This window comes from Variovorax boronicumulans, assembly GCF_040544675.1.
GTDB lineage: Bacteria > Pseudomonadota > Gammaproteobacteria > Burkholderiales > Burkholderiaceae_C > Variovorax > Variovorax boronicumulans_D.
The window spans coordinates 86,972-103,157 of sequence record NZ_JBEPKK010000009.1 but is presented as its reverse complement, the minus strand read 5'-3'; the positions used below and the strand labels follow the sequence as shown (position 1 = coordinate 103,157).

At 66.3% G+C, this 16,186-nt stretch carries 14 protein-coding genes; 9 read left to right on the top strand and 5 right to left on the bottom strand.

All coding sequences use genetic code 11. The annotated features are described in order from the left end of the window. The first annotated feature begins 80 nt into the window (after positions 1–80). Complete coding sequence (locus ABIC90_RS17100) at positions 81–650, top strand: HAD family hydrolase (protein WP_354355987.1); 570 nt, start codon at positions 81–83, stop codon at positions 648–650. 30 nt (positions 651–680) lie between these two features. Then, on the top strand, positions 681–1,397 hold the full coding sequence (locus ABIC90_RS17095; RefSeq protein ID WP_354355985.1) for an MgtC/SapB family protein: 717 nt from the start codon (positions 681–683) through the stop codon (positions 1,395–1,397). Here the strand turns inward: ABIC90_RS17095 and ABIC90_RS17090 are convergent, their stop codons facing one another. From ABIC90_RS17090 to xdhC, 4 genes are all read right to left on the bottom strand, one after another. Beyond that, entirely contained in the window at positions 1,398–2,840 is a 1,443-nt protein-coding gene (locus ABIC90_RS17090; protein ID WP_354355983.1) for an NAD-dependent succinate-semialdehyde dehydrogenase, read from the bottom strand. 168 nt (positions 2,841–3,008) lie between these two features. After that, the gene (locus ABIC90_RS17085) at positions 3,009–4,349 is read right to left on the bottom strand and encodes a glycerate kinase type-2 family protein (RefSeq protein WP_354355981.1); all 1,341 of its coding nucleotides are present in this window, start codon (positions 4,347–4,349) and stop codon (positions 3,009–3,011) included. 65 nt (positions 4,350–4,414) lie between these two features. Beyond that, on the bottom strand, positions 4,415–5,626 hold the full coding sequence (locus ABIC90_RS17080) for a urate hydroxylase PuuD (RefSeq protein ID WP_354355979.1): 1,212 nt from the start codon (positions 5,624–5,626) through the stop codon (positions 4,415–4,417). A 412-nt stretch (positions 5,627–6,038) separates the two neighbouring features. Further along, positions 6,039–6,845 carry a xanthine dehydrogenase accessory protein XdhC gene (xdhC, locus tag ABIC90_RS17075; RefSeq protein ID WP_354355977.1) on the bottom strand — a complete coding sequence of 269 codons (807 nt, stop codon included), beginning with the start codon at positions 6,843–6,845 and terminating at the stop codon, positions 6,039–6,041. Positions 6,846–6,963: 118 nt separating this feature from the next. On the opposite strand from xdhC, the gene ABIC90_RS17070 reads away from it, so the two are divergent. Further along, entirely contained in the window at positions 6,964–7,461 is a 498-nt protein-coding gene (locus tag ABIC90_RS17070) for a hypothetical protein (RefSeq protein WP_354355975.1), read from the top strand. A gap of 2 nt (positions 7,462–7,463) precedes the next feature. Here the strand turns inward: ABIC90_RS17070 and uraH are convergent, their stop codons facing one another. Beyond that, positions 7,464–7,814: a hydroxyisourate hydrolase gene (gene uraH, locus ABIC90_RS17065; RefSeq protein ID WP_354355973.1), complete on the bottom strand. Its 351-nt coding sequence runs from the start codon at positions 7,812–7,814 to the stop codon at positions 7,464–7,466. 104 nt (positions 7,815–7,918) lie between these two features. On the opposite strand from uraH, the gene ABIC90_RS17060 reads away from it, so the two are divergent. From ABIC90_RS17060 to ABIC90_RS17035, 6 genes are all read left to right on the top strand, one after another. After that, positions 7,919–8,593 (top strand): GntR family transcriptional regulator, encoded by a 675-nt coding sequence (locus tag ABIC90_RS17060; RefSeq protein ID WP_354355971.1) that lies wholly within the window; start codon positions 7,919–7,921, stop codon positions 8,591–8,593. Between the two features lie 6 nt (positions 8,594–8,599). After that, positions 8,600–9,577 (top strand): allantoinase PuuE, encoded by a 978-nt coding sequence (gene puuE / locus ABIC90_RS17055; protein ID WP_354355969.1) that lies wholly within the window; start codon positions 8,600–8,602, stop codon positions 9,575–9,577. A 2-nt stretch (positions 9,578–9,579) separates the two neighbouring features. Continuing rightward, positions 9,580–11,358, top strand: coding sequence for a 2-oxo-4-hydroxy-4-carboxy-5-ureidoimidazoline decarboxylase (gene uraD / locus ABIC90_RS17050; protein ID WP_354355967.1), 1,779 nt, complete (start codon positions 9,580–9,582; stop codon positions 11,356–11,358). Between the two features lie 18 nt (positions 11,359–11,376). After that, complete coding sequence (locus tag ABIC90_RS17045; RefSeq protein ID WP_354355965.1) at positions 11,377–12,603, top strand: M20 family metallopeptidase; 1,227 nt, start codon at positions 11,377–11,379, stop codon at positions 12,601–12,603. A 189-nt stretch (positions 12,604–12,792) separates the two neighbouring features. Further along, positions 12,793–14,445 (top strand): S-layer protein, encoded by a 1,653-nt coding sequence (locus ABIC90_RS17040; protein WP_436318220.1) that lies wholly within the window; start codon positions 12,793–12,795, stop codon positions 14,443–14,445. A 238-nt stretch (positions 14,446–14,683) separates the two neighbouring features. Beyond that, on the top strand, positions 14,684–16,177 hold the full coding sequence (locus ABIC90_RS17035; RefSeq protein ID WP_354355961.1) for an NCS1 family nucleobase:cation symporter-1: 1,494 nt from the start codon (positions 14,684–14,686) through the stop codon (positions 16,175–16,177). Positions 16,178–16,186 lie beyond the last annotated feature (9 nt).

Sequence of the window (16,186 nt, the reverse complement as noted above, 5' to 3'; positions counted from 1 at the left end):
TGGTGGGAGTAACGCACTGAACACGCGCCCCGTCCATCGACCTCAAATATGCTTGCGCTCCCGATGGGAGGCCTTCCGACATGCATGTGACACCCAAGCCCCGCAAACTCTTGGTGCTGGACCTCGATGAAACGCTGATCCACGCCACCGAGAGCGCGCTCTCGCACGACGAGGATTTCCGCGTGGGGCCGTATCGCGTTCATTTGCGACCGCACCTCGCCGACTTCTTGAGCAGCGTTCTTGCGCAGTTCAAGGTCGGCGTCTGGACCGCATCGGGAGAAAGCTATGCATCGCAGGTTGTCGAGCGCATCTTTCCAAACGGTGCGCTGGAATTCATGTGGTCAAGTGCGCGCTGCACAACGGCACGAGACTTCACGACTGGCGGCTATCAAACGATCAAGAACCTGCAGAAATTGAAGTCCAAGGGCTATCCACTCGAATCAATCATCGCGGTAGACGACACGCCTGCAAAGTACGCGAGGAGCTACGGCAATCTCGTCACGGTGTGCGAATTCCTGGGTGACAGGTCGGACGCCGAACTTCCATTGCTGGCGGCTTACCTCGCGCATCTCGCGGAGGTGCCGAACATCCGGACCGTCGAGAAAAGGGCTTGGCGCGAACACGCCAAGCGCATGCAATCCCCGGATTGAATGCAGGTGCTCTCCATTGAAAAACATCCGATGCAAGCCATTCAAAACCTCAACCTGCCTTCGCTGCTCGACACCTTCGTCAGCGTGGCAGTCGCCTTCACCCTCGGCTCACTGATCGGCCTGGAGCGCCAGATTCGGCAGCGCGCCGCGGGCCTGCGCACCAACACGCTCGTGGCCGTGGGTGCGGCTGTGTTCGTGGACATGGCGAATCGCCTGCACGGCCACGACGGGGCCGTGCATGTGGCGGCCTACGTGGTCTCGGGCATCGGCTTCCTGGGGGCGGGCGCGATCATGAAGGAAGGCACCAACATCACCGGACTGAACACGGCGGCCACGCTGTGGGGGTCGGCGGCGGTGGGAGCCTGCGCGGGGGCGGACCTGATCGGCGAGGCGACGATTGCCGCGCTGTTCGTGCTGGCCAGCAACACGCTGCTGCTGCCAGTGGTCAATCGCATCAACCGCCGGCCGATCAACGAAGAATCGAGCGAGGCGACCTACACAGTGCGAGTGATCTGCTCGCGCGCGTCGCGGCCCGAGGTGATGGACCAGCTCCTGCTCTTGCTCGAAGCCGCGAACTACCCGGTGCGCGATGTCGACCAGCACGCCTTCGGGCCGGCCGACACGGAGATCGAGGCGACGCTGTATGCCACCGCGGTCGAGCCCTTGGAACTCGACCAGGTGATTGCAGAACTCGAAGCGCTGGCCGGCGTCCAGCAAGCTTTCTGGAACGCCAGCGCCGAGGACTGATTAAACGCCGAGGATCGAGACGGCCTTGGTGTTGAGATAAGCCTCGAGCGCCTCCGGGCCGCCTTCCGAACCGTAGCCCGAATCCTTCACGCCGCCGAACGGCATTTCGGGCGACGGGGTGGCGGGCTGGTTGATCCACAGCATGCCCAGTTCGAGCTTCTGGCTCAGCAGGTGCGCGCTCTTGATCGACTTGGTGAAGGCATAGCCGGCCAGGCCGAACGGCAGGCGGTTGGCTTCGGCAATCGCTTCTTCGAGCGTGTCGAAGCCGCGGATGGCGGCGATGGGGCCGAAGGGTTCGTTGTTGAACACGTCGGCGTCCAGCGGCACGTCGGTCAGCACGGTGGGTGCGAAGAAGTTGCCGGTGTCGCCAATGCGTTCGCCGCCTGCCGCCACGGTGGCGCCCTTCTTGCGCGCATCGTCCAGCACATGGGCCATGGCCGTGAGGCGGCGTGCGTTGGCCAGCGGGCCGATGGTCGTGCCTTCGGCCAGGCCGTCGCCGAGTTTCAGGCCTTCGGTGTACTTGACCAGCGTGCGCGCGAATTCTTCGCGCAGGCTGTTGTGCACCAGGAAGCGCGTGGGCGAGATGCAGACCTGGCCCGCGTTGCGGAACTTGGCGGCACCGGCGGCCTTGACGGCCAGCGCCACGTCGGCGTCTTCGGCGACGATCACCGGTGCGTGGCCGCCCAGTTCCATCGTGACGCGCTTCATGTGCGAGCCGGCCAGTGCGGCCAGCTGCTTGCCGACCGGGGTCGAGCCGGTGAAGGTGACCTTGCGGATGATCGGGTGGGCGATCAGGTAGTTCGAGATTTCAGCCGGGTTGCCGAACACCAGGCCCACGGTGCCGGGCGGAATGCCGGCGTCGACAAAGGCCTGCAGCAGCGCGGCGGGCGATGCCGGGGTTTCTTCAGGCGCCTTCACCAGGAACGAGCAGCCGGTGGCGAGGGCTGCGCCGAGCTTGCGCACGATCTGGTTGATCGGGAAGTTCCAGGGCGTGAACGCGGCGACGGGGCCCAGCGGCTCCTTCAGCACGAGTTGCTGCGCGGCCAGGTTGCGCGAGGGCACGATGCGGCCGTAGACGCGACGGCCTTCGTCAGCGAACCATTCGATGATGTCGGCGGCAGCCAGGGTTTCGCCCTTGGCTTCGGCCAGCGGCTTGCCCTGCTCTTGCGTCAGCAGCTTGGCGATGTCGCCCGCGCGTTCGCGGATGAGGCCGGCGGCGCGGCGCATGACGGCGGCACGCTCGTTGGCCGGGGTGTTGCGCCATTTGTCGAAGCCGCGTTGGGCGGCAGCCAGGGCGCGGTCCAGGTCGGCGATGCTGGCATGCGCCACCTTGCCGATGACCTTGCCGGTGGCGGGGTTCACGACGTCCAGCGTCTTGCCGCCGGTGGCGTCGACCCATTCGTTGTCGATCAGCAGGCGGGTGTCGGTGTAGGTGACGGTCATGGCGAACTTTTCCTTCGGGGACTGGATGATGAAAAGGGGAAATCTGGGTGTGCGCGGCGCGGCACCGGAGGTGCGCATGCGACAGCGGCGGCAAAGTGCCGCCGGGTGCATAGATTAACCCGAGTTCACAAATGTCGCCGGGGCCCGGAAATCGCCCTTTTCGCCTGGCTACAGGATCAGCAGCGCCCGGAAATCGTTGACGTTGGTGTTCGTCGGCCCCGTCACGAACAGGTCGCCGATGGCATCGAAGTAGCCGTAGGCGTCGTTGCGGTCGAGGTGATCGGACAGCTTTCTGCCCTGCGCCGTGGCGCGCGCGAGGGTGTCGGGCGTGACGAAGGCACCGGCGTTGTCTTCCACGCCGTCGATGCCGTCGGTGTCGGCGGCCAGCGCCCAGACCTGCGACTGGCCCATGAGCGCACCGGCCAGGCCCATGCAGAACTCGCCGGCCCGCCCGCCCCGGCCCTTGGCCTGGCCCGGCTGGCGCGGGCGGATCGTGACCGTGGTCTCGCCGCCCGAAAGAATGACGCAGGGCCGGGCGAACGGCTGGCCGCGGTGCGCCACGGCGCGAGCCAGCGCGGCGTGCACCTTGCCGACTTCGCGCGATTCGCCTTCGATCTCGTCGCTGAGGATGTGCGCCTCGATGCCCGCTTCGCGCGCCGCCTGGGCCGCCGCTTCGAGCGACTGCTGGGGCGTGGCGATCATGTGGGTCTCGTGGCCGGTGAAAGCCTTGTCGTCGGGCTTGGGCGTTTCGAGCTCGCCGCTTTGGAGTTGGGCGCGCACGGGCGCGGGCACCTCGATGCCGTAGCGGTCGAGGATGGCCAGCGCATCGGCGCACGTCGTCGCATCGGGCACCGTGGGGCCGCTGGCGATGACGGCCGCGTCGTCGCCCGGCACGTCGCTGATGGTGAGCGTGACCACGCGCGCCGGGGCGCAGGCGGCAGCCAGCCGGCCGCCCTTGATGCGCGAAAGGTGCTTGCGCACGCAGTTCATCTCGCCGATGCCGGCGCCGCTGTCGAGCAGTTGCTTGTTGATGCGCTGCTTGTCGGCCAACGTGAAGCCTTCGGCCGGCAGCACCAGCAGCGAGGAGCCGCCGCCGGAGATCAGGCACAGCACCAGGTCGTCGGCCGTGAGGCCCTGCGTGAGCGCCAGCATGCGCTCGGCCGCCTGCTGCCCGGCCGCGTCGGGCACGGGGTGCGCGGCCTCGACAAGCTCGATGCGCTGCGGCACGCCTTCGGGACGCGGCGGAATGTGGTCGTAGCGGGTGACGACGAGACCCGAGAGCGGCGCATCGGCCGGCCACAGGGCTTCGAGCGCCTGCACCATCGAGCCGCCTGCCTTGCCCGCGCCGAGCACCAGCGTGCGTCCCTTGGGCGGCTTGGGCAGGTGGGCGCCCAGCGTGGACAGCGGCAGCGCGCGGTCCACCGCCACGCGGTACAGGTGTTCGAGAAAGGCGCGGGGCGCTTCGCGCGGATCGGGCACGGGCCCGAAGGACAAGTTCGATGCGGTCATGGCTTGCTTGTTGTCTCCATCCGGCCATTGTGCGGGGGCCGATGCCCCGCCTTCTTGACCGCGGTCTAGTTTGCCGTGGTCTTGGCGCCGGCCTGGAACCAGCGGCTGATCAATGCGCGCTCATCGTCGGTGATGCCGGTCGAATTGTTCATCGGCATGATCTTGGTGACCACCACCTGCTGGTAGATGGCCTGCGCATGCGCGGCCACCTGGTCGGGCGTGTCGACGCGCACGTTCTTCATCTGCACGGCCGCGCCGTGGCACATGAAGCAGCGCTGCTCCAGCACCTTCTTCACGTCCGCATATGCCACCGCGGGCGCCGCCGCGGCAGCCACGGGGGCTGCGGCCGGCTCGGGCTTCATCCAGACGATGGTGAGGCCCAGCACCGCGATGCCCACCATCGCGTAGGGCAGCGGGTTGCCCGCGTTGCCGAGCTTGAAGCGGTGGCGCACCACGAAGAACTGCCGGATGGCCGCGCCGCCGAGCATGATCAGCAGCAGCACCACCCAGTTGTACTTGTGGGTGTAGGTAAAGCTGTAGTGGTTGCTCAGCATCGCGAACAGCACCGGCAGCGTGAAGTAGGTGTTGTGCACGCTGCGCTGCTTGCCGCGCTGGCCGTGCACCGGGTCGACCGGCCTGCCTTCGCGCAGGGCCGCCACGTTCTTGCGCTGGCCCGGGATGATCCAGAAGAACACGTTGCCGCTCATCGTGGTGGCCATCATGGCGCCCACCAGCAGGAAGGCCGCGCGGCCGGCGAACCACTGGCAGGCCAGCCAGGTCGCGAACACGATGAAGACCGCGATCAGCACGCCGACGATGGTGTCGCCGTTCTTGCGGCGCCCGAAGATCTGGCAGATGCCGTCGTAGACCATCCAGAACACCACGAAGAAGGCCAGCGCCACGGCGATGGCGGCGCCGGGCTGCCAGTCCATCTTCGACTTGTCGATGAGGTAGGTGCTCGCGTTCCACAGGTAGGACATGGTGAAGAGCGCGAACCCGGTGATCCAGGTGGAATAGCTCTCCCAGTACGACCAGTGCAGGTGGTCCGGCAGCTTCTTGGGCGCCAGCGCGTACTTCTGCATGTTGTAGAAGCCGCCGCCGTGCACCGCCCACTGCTCGCCGCCCACGCCCTTGTCGAGCGACTCCTGGTCCTGCGGCTTCTCGAGGCTGTTGTCCAGCATCACGAAGTAGAAGGAGGCGCCGATCCAGGCGATGGCGGTGATGACGTGAACCCAGCGCAGCAGCAGGTTGGCCCAGTCGAGGTAATAGCTTTCCATGTGCTCTCTCATCAGATGTGAATGAACCTACTGCGCGCCCCGATCTCGCATCTGCGGTCCTCACCGTACGGGAGTACGGTTCCGGTCCTCGACGCGACCGCGGGTCGCTCGCTACGGTTCCTTCACATCTGCATTACCCGGTCGGCGCGTGAGGACGCCGAGACGGGGTTTCAGCCTGCTCACCACTGCGGGCGCTGTAAGCAGAGAAAGTGCCGCGAACGCAGGCTCCATGAAATGGGCCTCGCTCCGCTGCGGCTTGTTGTGGACCGAAAGTGTATACAGTTTTGGCAAGGGGCGGGATGCTTTTTTATGCGAGACCGTTGACGACCGTTCGGGCTGAGCTTGTCGAAGCCTTGCGCGGCGCTTCGACAGGCTCAGCGTGAACGGCTCAGCCATCTCAGAACGCCAGGCATCAGCCCAGCGATTGCAACAACTGTGCCGCCACCGCGACCGCGATCACCTCGGGCTCCTTGCCGGTGATGCCGGGCACGCCGATCGGGCAGGTGATGCGGGCCAGTTCGTCGGCCGTGAAGCCGCGGGCTTCGAGCCGGTGGCTGAACGTGGCCCACTTGGTCTTGCTGCCGATGAGGCCGATGTAGGGCAGGTCATCGCGCGCGCGCAAGCGCTTGAGGCAGGCGATGACGATGTCCAGGTCTTCCGCATGGCTGAAGCTCATGATCAGCACGCGGCTGCCCGGCGCGAGCGCGGCCACGGCGTCCTGCACGGGCTCGGAATGCTCGGTGTCGATCTGCGCGGGGAGCGCGTCGGGGAAGACGCCGTCGCGGCTGTCGATCCAGCGCACCGAGAACGGCAGCGCGGCGAGCAATCGGGCGAGCGCCGCGCCCACGTGCCCGCCGCCGAACAGCGCCACGGGCTTGAGTTGCGCGACCAGTTCGCGTTGCAATGCGGGTGCATCGGCGGCGGTGATGCGCTGGTACGAGAGGAACATCACACCGCCGCAGCATTGGCCCAGGCTGGGACCCAGCGGATAGCGCTGGACGCCGTCGACGGCGCGCTTGCCAGCCAGCAGCTCGCGCGCCTCCTGCGTCGCCTGAAACTCGAGCTGCCCGCCGCCGATGGTGGCGGTGAGCGCATCGGCCCACACCGCCATCCAGGTGCCGGCTTCGCGCGGTGCCGAGCCCTGCGTGGATTCCACGCGCACCAGCACGGCGTCTTCTTTGGTAAGACGTGCCAGCAATTGATCGACCGCACCGCTCATTGGAATACCTCCGTGCTTCGCACTGCGGTGCGAGCTTGCTTGGGGCGGCCCGGCGCAGCGCTCATGCCCGATACCTTCGGTTGCCGGACCCGAGAAGACTCACGGTATAAACCCGGCGATGAAACGTCAGCTTACGCCGCGCCGCCTTGCATTGGCCGCATCCGTTCTTTGTTCCGCCCTCTGGCTCGCCGGATGTGGCAGCCCCGGAGCCGTTCCCGGCCAGTTGAGCGGGGCCAAGGCCGCCGCATCCGGCGCGGTGCCGCGCGCATCGAATGCGGCCACCGCGCGGGACTACCGGCGCGATGCCGCGCGCCATGTGTACGACCTCAACCGCTCGCGCATCTACAGCGGCCAGCTGCCACCCGTCCTCTATGCCGTGGGCACCCTGCAGGTGAACCTGGACACCGGCGGCAAGGTGGTGTCGATGCACTGGTTGCGCGCGCCGCAGCATGCACCCGAGGTCATCGCCGAGATCGAACGCGCCGTGCTGCAGGCCGCGCCCTTCCCGGCCGCCACGCGCATCGGCGCGGTGACGTGGACCGACACCTGGCTCTGGGACAAGAGCGGCCGCTTCCAGCTCGACACGCTCACCGAAGGTCAGCAGCAAGGGGACTGACCTCAGGAGCCGCGGTACGTGGAGTAGCTCCACGGGCTCACGAGCAGGGGCACGTGGTAGTGCTGGTCGGTGTGCGCCACGCCGAAGTCCAGCGACACCTTGTTCAGGAAGTTCGGCTCCGGCAGCGTCACGCCGCGGGCCTTGAAGTAACCCGCCACGTCGAACACCAGGCGGTAGGTGCCAACCTTGATCGAGTGGTTGTCGTAGAGCGGCCCGTCGCTGCGGCCGTCCGAATTCAGGGTGAAGCGTTTCACCAGCGTGGCGGCATCGCCGTGGGTGGTGTACAGCGCCACTTCCATGCCGGCCGCGGGGCCGCCGTGCATCGTGTCCAGTACGTGAGTGCTCAAGCCCATGGGGCGCTCCTTCAAAGACCGAGAAAGATCTGGCGATCGCTCGAATCGGTTGCGGGAAATTCCGGTGGACAAAAGTGTATACAGTTACCGGCTTTGGGTCTATCATGAAAAACATGGACTCTTCCACCACACGTTCGATCGTCGACGCGCTCACCCGGGCCATCGTCGAGCACCGGCTGCAGCCCGGCACCAAGCTCGCCGAGCAGAAGCTGGCCGATCACTTCGGCGTGTCGCGCACGCTGGTGCGGCAGGCGCTGTTCCAGCTCTCGCAGAACAAGCTCATCCGCCTGGAGCCCGCGCGCGGCGCCTTCGTGGCGGCACCCGCGGTCGACGAGGCGAAGCAGGTCTTCAAGGTGCGCCGCATGCTCGAGGCGGAAATGACGCGCGAGTTCGTGCGCACCGTCACGCCGGCCAAGATCAAGGCGCTGAAGGAACACGTCGCGCTCGAAAAATCGGCGGTGACGGGCGAAGACATTTCGGGCCGCACCGAGCTGCTCGGCGACTTCCACGTGCGCATGGCCGAGCTCATGGGCAACACGGTGCTGGCGCAGATCCTGGGCGAGCTCATCTCCCGCTGCGCCCTCATCACGCTCATGTACCAGAGCACCAGCGCGGCCGAGCATTCCAACGACGAGCACGCCGACATCGTGAAGGCGCTGGCCGCGCGCGACGAAGAGCGCGCCGTGCGCCTCATGACCGAACACCTGGAACACGTCGAGGCCAACCTGACCTTCGACCGCAAGGTTCCGACCAACGACATCTCACTTGCGCTGTCCTGAAAGCCTATGAACGTCTACGACACCACCCTGCCCTACCCGCGCGACCTCGTCGGCTACGGCCGCAACCCGCCGCATGCCCAATGGCCGGGCGGCGCGCGCATCGCGGTGCAGTTCGTTCTCAACTACGAAGAAGGCGGCGAGAACGCCGTGCTGCACGGCGACGCGGGCTCCGAGCAGTTCCTGTCCGAGATGTTCAATCCGGCCAGCTACCCGGACCGCCACATCAGCATGGAAGGCATCTACGAGTACGGCTCGCGCGCGGGCGTGTGGCGCATCCTGCGCGAGTTCGAGAAGCGCGGCCTGCCCCTCACCGTGTTCGGCGTCGGCATGGCGCTGGAGCGCTACCCCGAACTCACCTCCGCCTTCAAGGAACTGGGCCACGAGATCGCCTGCCACGGCTGGCGCTGGATCCACTACCAGAACCTCGATGAAGCCACCGAGCGCGAGCACATGCGCCTGGGCATGGAAGCCATCGAAAAGCTCACCGGCGAGCGCGCCCTCGGCTGGTACACCGGCCGCGACAGCCCGCGCACCCGGCGCCTGGTCGCCGACTACGGCGGCTTCGAGTACGACAGCGACTACTACGGCGACGACCTGCCCTTCTGGATGAAGGTGCAGAAGACCGACGGCACCGTGGTGCCGCAGCTCATCGTGCCCTACACGCTCGACTGCAACGACATGCGCTTCGCGCTGCCGCAGGGCTACTCGCATGCCGACCCGTTCTTCCAGTACATGAAGGACACCTTCGACGCGCTCTATGCCGAAGGCGATGCGAAGGGCGACAACAGCCCCAAGATGATGAGCATCGGCATGCACTGCCGCCTGCTCGGGCGGCCCGGCCGCATCACCGCGCTGCAGCGCTTTCTGGACCACATCGCGCAGCACGACCGCGTGTGGGTCTGCCGACGCGTGGACATCGCGCGGCACTGGAAGCAGGTGCATCCCTTCACATCCGACGCCACATCGGCCGTCACAGGAAGCTGACCATGAGCCTTACGATCTCCCAACTCAACGCCGCTGTGCCGGCCGAAGCCGTCGCGCTGCTGGACGGCATCTACGAACACTCGCCGTGGATCGCGCAGCGCGCACTGCCGGCACGCCCTTTCCGTTCGCTCGCGCACCTCAAGCATGCGCTGGTGCAAGCCTTGGCCGCGTCGTCGACCGAAGAGAAGATCGGCCTCATCCGCGCCCACCCCGAGCTTGCGGGCAAGGCCATGGTCAGCAAGACGCTCACGGCCGAGTCGACCAACGAGCAGAGCAAGGCGGGCCTGACCGACTGCACGCCCGAAGAGTTCGCGAAGATCCAGAAGCTCAACGCCGACTACAACGCGAAGTTCGGCTTTCCGTTCATCCTGGCCGTGCGCGGCCCGCGCGGCACCGGCTTGACCAAGCGCGAGATCATCGACACCTTCGAGCGGCGCCTCTTCAACCATCCTGAATTCGAGCTGGGTGAAGCGCTGCGCAACATCCACCGCATCGCCGAGATCCGCCTCGACGACAAGTTCGCGGCCGACATCTCGCTGGGCAACGACGTGTGGGACTGGCAGGAACAGCTGTCGGTGCACACCGACCCCGGCTCCGCCGAGAAGGGCCAGCTCACCGTCACGTACCTCACCGATGCGCACCGCGCCTGCGCCGCGCAGATCAGCGCGCTGATGCGCGACGTGGGCTTCGACTCGGTGCACATCGACGCGGTCGGCAACGTCGTCGGCCGCTACGAAGGCGCGACACCCGATGCCAAGATCCTGCTCACCGGCTCGCATTTCGACACCGTGCGCAACGGCGGCAAGTACGACGGGCGCCTGGGCATCTTCGTGCCGATCGCCTGCGTGCGCGAACTCGCGCGCCAGGGCAAGCGCCTGCCCTTCGCCTTCGAAGTCGTCGGCTTCGCGGAAGAAGAAGGCCAGCGCTACAAGGCGACCTTCCTCGGTTCGGGCGCGCTCATCGGACATTTCGACCAGCGCTGGCTCGACCAGAAGGACGCCGACGGCATCACCATGCGCGAGGCCATGCAGCACGCGGGCCTGAAGCCGGAAGACATCCCGAAGATCCAGCGCGACCCGGCGCGCTACCTCGGCTTCGTCGAGGTGCACATCGAGCAGGGTCCGGTGCTCACCGAGCTCGACCTGCCGCTGGGCATCGTCACCGCCATCAACGGCGGCGTGCGCTACGTGGGCGAGGTGATCGGCACGGCCAGCCATGCCGGCACCACGCCGATGGACCACCGTCGCGACGCGGCCGCCGCAGTGGCCGAGCTCATCCTCTACACCGAGCAGCGCGCCGCCAAGGACGGCGACTCCGTCGGCACCGTCGGCATGCTCGAAGTGCCCAGCGGCTCCATCAACGTGGTGCCCGGCCGCTGCAAGTTCAGCCTGGACATGCGCGCGCCGAACAACGCGCAGCGCGATGCGCTGGCCGACGACGTGCTTGCCGAGCTCAAGGCCATCTGCGAGCGCCGCGGCGTTCGCTATGAAATCGAGGAAAGCATGCGCGCCTCCGCCGCGCCAAGCGCGCCCGACTGGCAGCAGCGCTGGGAGAAAGCGGTCGATGCGCTGGGCATTCCGCTGTTCCGCATGCCCAGCGGCGCCGGCCACGACGCGATGAAGCTGCACGAGGTGATGCCGCAGGCCATGCTCTTCGTGCGCGGCATCAACTCGGGCATCAGCCACAACCCGCTCGAATCGAGCACCAACGACGACATCCAGCTCGCGGTGCAGGCCTTCCAGAACCTGCTGAACGACCTCGCAGCCGAACAAGATCACTGACTTCAGAAGAAGAACCCCATGACCGACTACGCCAAGCTCGACGCCTGGATCGACGCCCACTTCGACGAGGAAGTGAAGTTCCTGCAGGAACTGGTGCGCGTGCCCACCGACACCCCGCCCGGCAACAACGCACCGCACGCGGAGCGCACCGCCGAGCTGTTGAATGACTTCGGCCTGACCGCCGAAAAGCACGCCGTGCCCGCGCAGGACGTGCGGGACTACGGCCTCGAATCGATCACAAACCTGATCGTGCGCCGCAAGTACGGCAGCGACGGCATCACGGTGGCCCTCAACGCCCACGGCGACGTGGTGCCCCCCGGCGAAGGCTGGACGCACGACCCCTACGGTGGCGAGATCGTCGCCGGCAGCCTCTACGGCCGCGCCACCGCCGTGAGCAAGAGCGACTTCGCGAGCTTCACCTTTGCCCTGCGCGCGCTCGAAGCCGTGGCCAAGCCCACCAAGGGCAGCATCGAACTGCACTTCACCTACGACGAGGAATTCGGCGGCATCCTCGGCCCGGGCTGGCTGCTCGAGAAGGGCCTGACCAAGCCCGACCTGATGATCGCGGCCGGCTTCAGCTACGAGGTGGTCACCGCGCACAACGGCTGCCTGCAGATGGAAGTGACGGTTCACGGCAAGATGGCGCACGCCGCCATCCCCACCACCGGCGTCGATGCGCTGCAGGGCGCGGTGAAGATCCTCAACGCGCTCTATGCGCAGAACGCGCTCTACCAGCAGGTCACTTCGAAGGTCGAGGGCATCACGCACCCGTACCTCAACGTGGGCCGCATCGAAGGCGGCACCAACACCAACGTGGTGCCCGGCAAGGTGGTGTTCAAGCTGGACCGCCGCATGATCCCCGAAGAGAACCCGGTCGAGGTCGAAGCGACGATCCGCCAGGTGATCGCCGATGCCGCCGCCGAAAGCACCGGCATCACCGTGGACATCAAGCGCCTGCTCCTTGCCAATTCGATGAAGCCGCTGGCTGGCAACAAGCCGCTGGTCGATGCGATCCAGAAGCACGGCGGCGAGCTCTTCGGCGAGCCGATCAAGGCCATGGGCACGCCGCTGTACACCGATGTGCGCCTTTATGGCGAAGCCGGCATTCCCGGCGTGATCTACGGCGCCGGGCCGCGCACCGTGCTCGAATCGCACGCCAAGCGCAGCGACGAGCGCGTGGTGCTCGAGGACCTGCGCCGCGCGACCAAGGTGGTGGCGCGCACGCTGAGCGACCTGCTCGCCTGAAGTTAGAACTTTCACAGTCCTTTCATCGCGGCGTCACGCCGGGATTTCAGACTCGGGGTTTTCCATCGAACCCCTGAAGCAACGGCCAGCCCAGTGCTGGCCGTTGCTGCGTTCATCGCCATGAAATCCCCTGCTTCCGTTCTGCGCGCCCGAGCCTTTCACCCCTCCACACTTGCGCTCGCCGCGCTCATGCTGACCGCTTGCGGCGGCGGCTCAGGGGGCGGCACGCCGTTCTCCGGGCTGCCCCTCGTGCCGGCCGCGCCGGCGCCCTCGGCACCTCCTGCTGCCACGCCGCCTGCGCAGCCCGTTATCCCAACTAACCCCACCGAGCCCACCGCACCGAGCGGCCGCTGGACCGTGGGCGACCTGCACGTCCACACCATGCAGTCGGACGACACCCAGCAGGTTTCCACGCTCGACCAGGTGCTGGCCAAGGCCTTCGACACATTCAAGCTCGACTGGGCGGCGATTTCCGACCACCTGCGAACCTCCAAATACGACAACGACGGCAACCTGCTGCCCGCGGCGATCCCGTTCTCGCTGGGCATGGCCAAGTACCAGGTGCCGCGCATCAAGGCGCTGCAGGCAGGCGGCAAGTACGCCGACAAGACCATCTTCGCGTCCTTCGAATGGGACATGCCTTCGCATGACCACGGCAACGTGGGCATCCTGACCGACAAGCCGATGTCGGACGCCGCGCTCAAGGCCGTGAGCCAGTTCGAGTACCTGTTCACCGACCGGGCCGCGTCGCTGTTTCCGGCCGAAGACGTCGCCGCCTGGGGGCCCAAGGCGGGCACCGGCTACAACACGCATGCCGAGACGCTCGCGGCCATCGCCTGGCTCAAGAAGAACTACCCCGACACCAGCTACCTGCAGATCAACCATCCATCGCGCAACCCCGGCAAATACACCATCGCCCAGCTGCGCGAGATGAACGACCTGGCGCCGAACATCGTGTTCTCGCTCGAAGGCATGGTCGGCAACCAGATGGAGCCCGACCGGGGCGGCTACACCAGCGCCTACACGCCGGCCAACCTGTCCTCGCGCACCTACGGCGGCGTGGACTACCTGGTGGCCAAGCTTGGCGGCACCTGGGACGCGCTGCTGTCCGAAGGCCGCCGCATCTGGAACGTGGCCGATTCCGACTACCACTTCACCATTTCGCAAGGCCAGTACAGCAGCGGCTATGCGCCCGGCGAGTACGCAAAGAACCACCTCTGGGGCGACATCAAGGACCCGGCCTCGCTGCTCGCGGCCATGCGCACGGGCAAGCTCTTCGCGGTGAACGGCGACCTGATCGACGCACTCGACTTCAAGGTGCAGAGCGCCCAGGGCGCGGGGGAGATGGGCTCCGAGGTAACGGCGAAGTCGGGCGAAGACCTGACCATCACCATCCGCTTCAAGAGCCCCGAGCGCAACAACTACGAGTTCCAGCTCGGCAGCGGCGTCTTCGCCAACGTGAAGCCCGTGGTCGACCACGTCGACCTGATCGCGGGCGACGTGACCGGCCCTGAAACACCGGGCACCCCGGGCTATGCGCGCGACACCAATCCGTCGACCCGCGTGCTCAAGCGCTTCACACGTAGCGACTGGAAGCTGGACAACGAGGGCTACTTCGCAGTGAGCTACACCGTCAAGGCCGGCAACAACCAGTACTTCCGGCTGCGCGGCACCAACCTGGGCACCGACGTGCCCAACGAAACGGCGGGCGGCGAGCCGCTGTTCGATGCGAAGACGACCGGCGCGGACAACGTGGCGCGCTTCAATGCGATCAACGCGCGCAACTACGCCGACCTGTGGTTCTATTCGAACCCGGTGTTCGTGAAGGTTGCGGCGCGGTAGCGCCAGACCGATACGCGCGCTTTCCTTTCAAAAAAAGCGCCATGGCCCGCAGGGGTCGTGGCGCTTTTTGCTTGCTTGCCACCTTTGTGCATCAGGGAATCTACGGATATATGAATCCTCGAATGGCCTTGATTGGGTGCATTTTTTGTATACAAATAACGCACCCGATTCACGGCGCAACCTTCGCGTCGAAACGGGTCACGAAAAAAGCCCAACTTCACTCGCACGAGGAAAGACCATGAGCACAGTCGTCAGCCAGGCCCCCGCGGGGGCAAGCGAAGCCGGCATTGCGCCGCACGCGGAATCCAACGCCCTCATCAAGCCCGGCTACGACCCGCGCCTGACCAACGAAGACCTGGCCCCGCTCAAGAAGCAGACCTGGGGCCAATACAACATCTTTGCCTTCTGGATGTCCGACGTGCACAGCGTGGGCGGCTACATCACCGCCGGCAGCCTGTTCGCGCTGGGGCTGTCGAGCTGGCAGGTGCTGGTGTCGCTGCTGGTGGGCATCGTCATCGTGCAGTTCTTCTGCAACCTGGTGGCCAAGCCCAGCCAGGTGACGGGCGTGCCCTACCCGGTGGTGTGCCGCGCGTCGTTCGGCGTGCTGGGCGCCAACATCCCGGCCATCATCCGCGGGCTGATCGCGGTGGCCTGGTACGGCGTGCAGACCTACCTGGCGTCGGCCGCGTTCATGGTGCTGGCGCTGCACATGTTCCCCAACCTCGCACCGTATGCCGACGTGGCCGCGCACGGCTTCGCGGGCCTGTCGACGCTGGGCTGGGTGGCCTTCATGGTCATGTGGGTGCTGCAGGCCTTCGTGTTCTGGCACGGCATGGAAGCCATCCGCAAGTTCATCGACTGGGCCGGCCCGGCCGTGTATGTGGTCATGGCCATCCTGTGCGGCTGGCTGGTGTGGAAGGCGGGCTGGCGCAACATCGACCTGAACCTGGGCGGCATCAAGTTTCAGGGCTGGGATGCGCTGCCGGTGATGCTCTCGGCCATTGCGCTGGTGGTGAGCTACTTCAGCGGGCCGATGCTCAACTTCGGCGACTTCTCGCGCTACGGCAAGAGCTTCGACGCGGTGAAGAAGGGCAACTTCTGGGGCCTGCCGATCAACTTCGTTTTCTTCTCGCTGCTGACGGTGATCACCACCGCCGCCACGCTGCCGGTGTTCGGAGAGCTCATCACCGACCCGGTGCACACCGTGGGCAAGATCGACAGCACCACCGCCGTGGTGCTGGGCGCGCTGACCTTCATGATCGCCACCATCGGCATCAACATCGTCGCCAACTTCGTCTCGCCGGCCTTCGACTTCTCGAACGTGGCGCCGCAGCACATCAGCTGGCGCACGGGCGGCATGATCGCCGCGGTGGGCTCGGTGTTCCTGACGCCCTGGAACCTGTACAACAGCCCCGAGGTCATCCACTACACGCTGGACGTGCTGGGCTCGTTCATCGGCCCGCTGTTCGGCATTCTGATTGCCGACTACTACATCGTGCGCAAGCAGCGCATTGACGTGGACGCGCTCTACACCATGAGCAAGCAGGGCGAGTACTGGTACAGCGGCGGCTACAACCCGAAGGCGATCATGGCGATGGTGCCGTCGGCGCTGGTGCCTATCTTGTGCGTCATCGTGCCGGCGCTGCGGGCTGGCGCGAACTATGCATGGTTCATCGGCATGGGGCTGGGCTTTGTGCTCTACGTGCTCCTGAACCGCAACAACAGAACCTGAAACACCCCA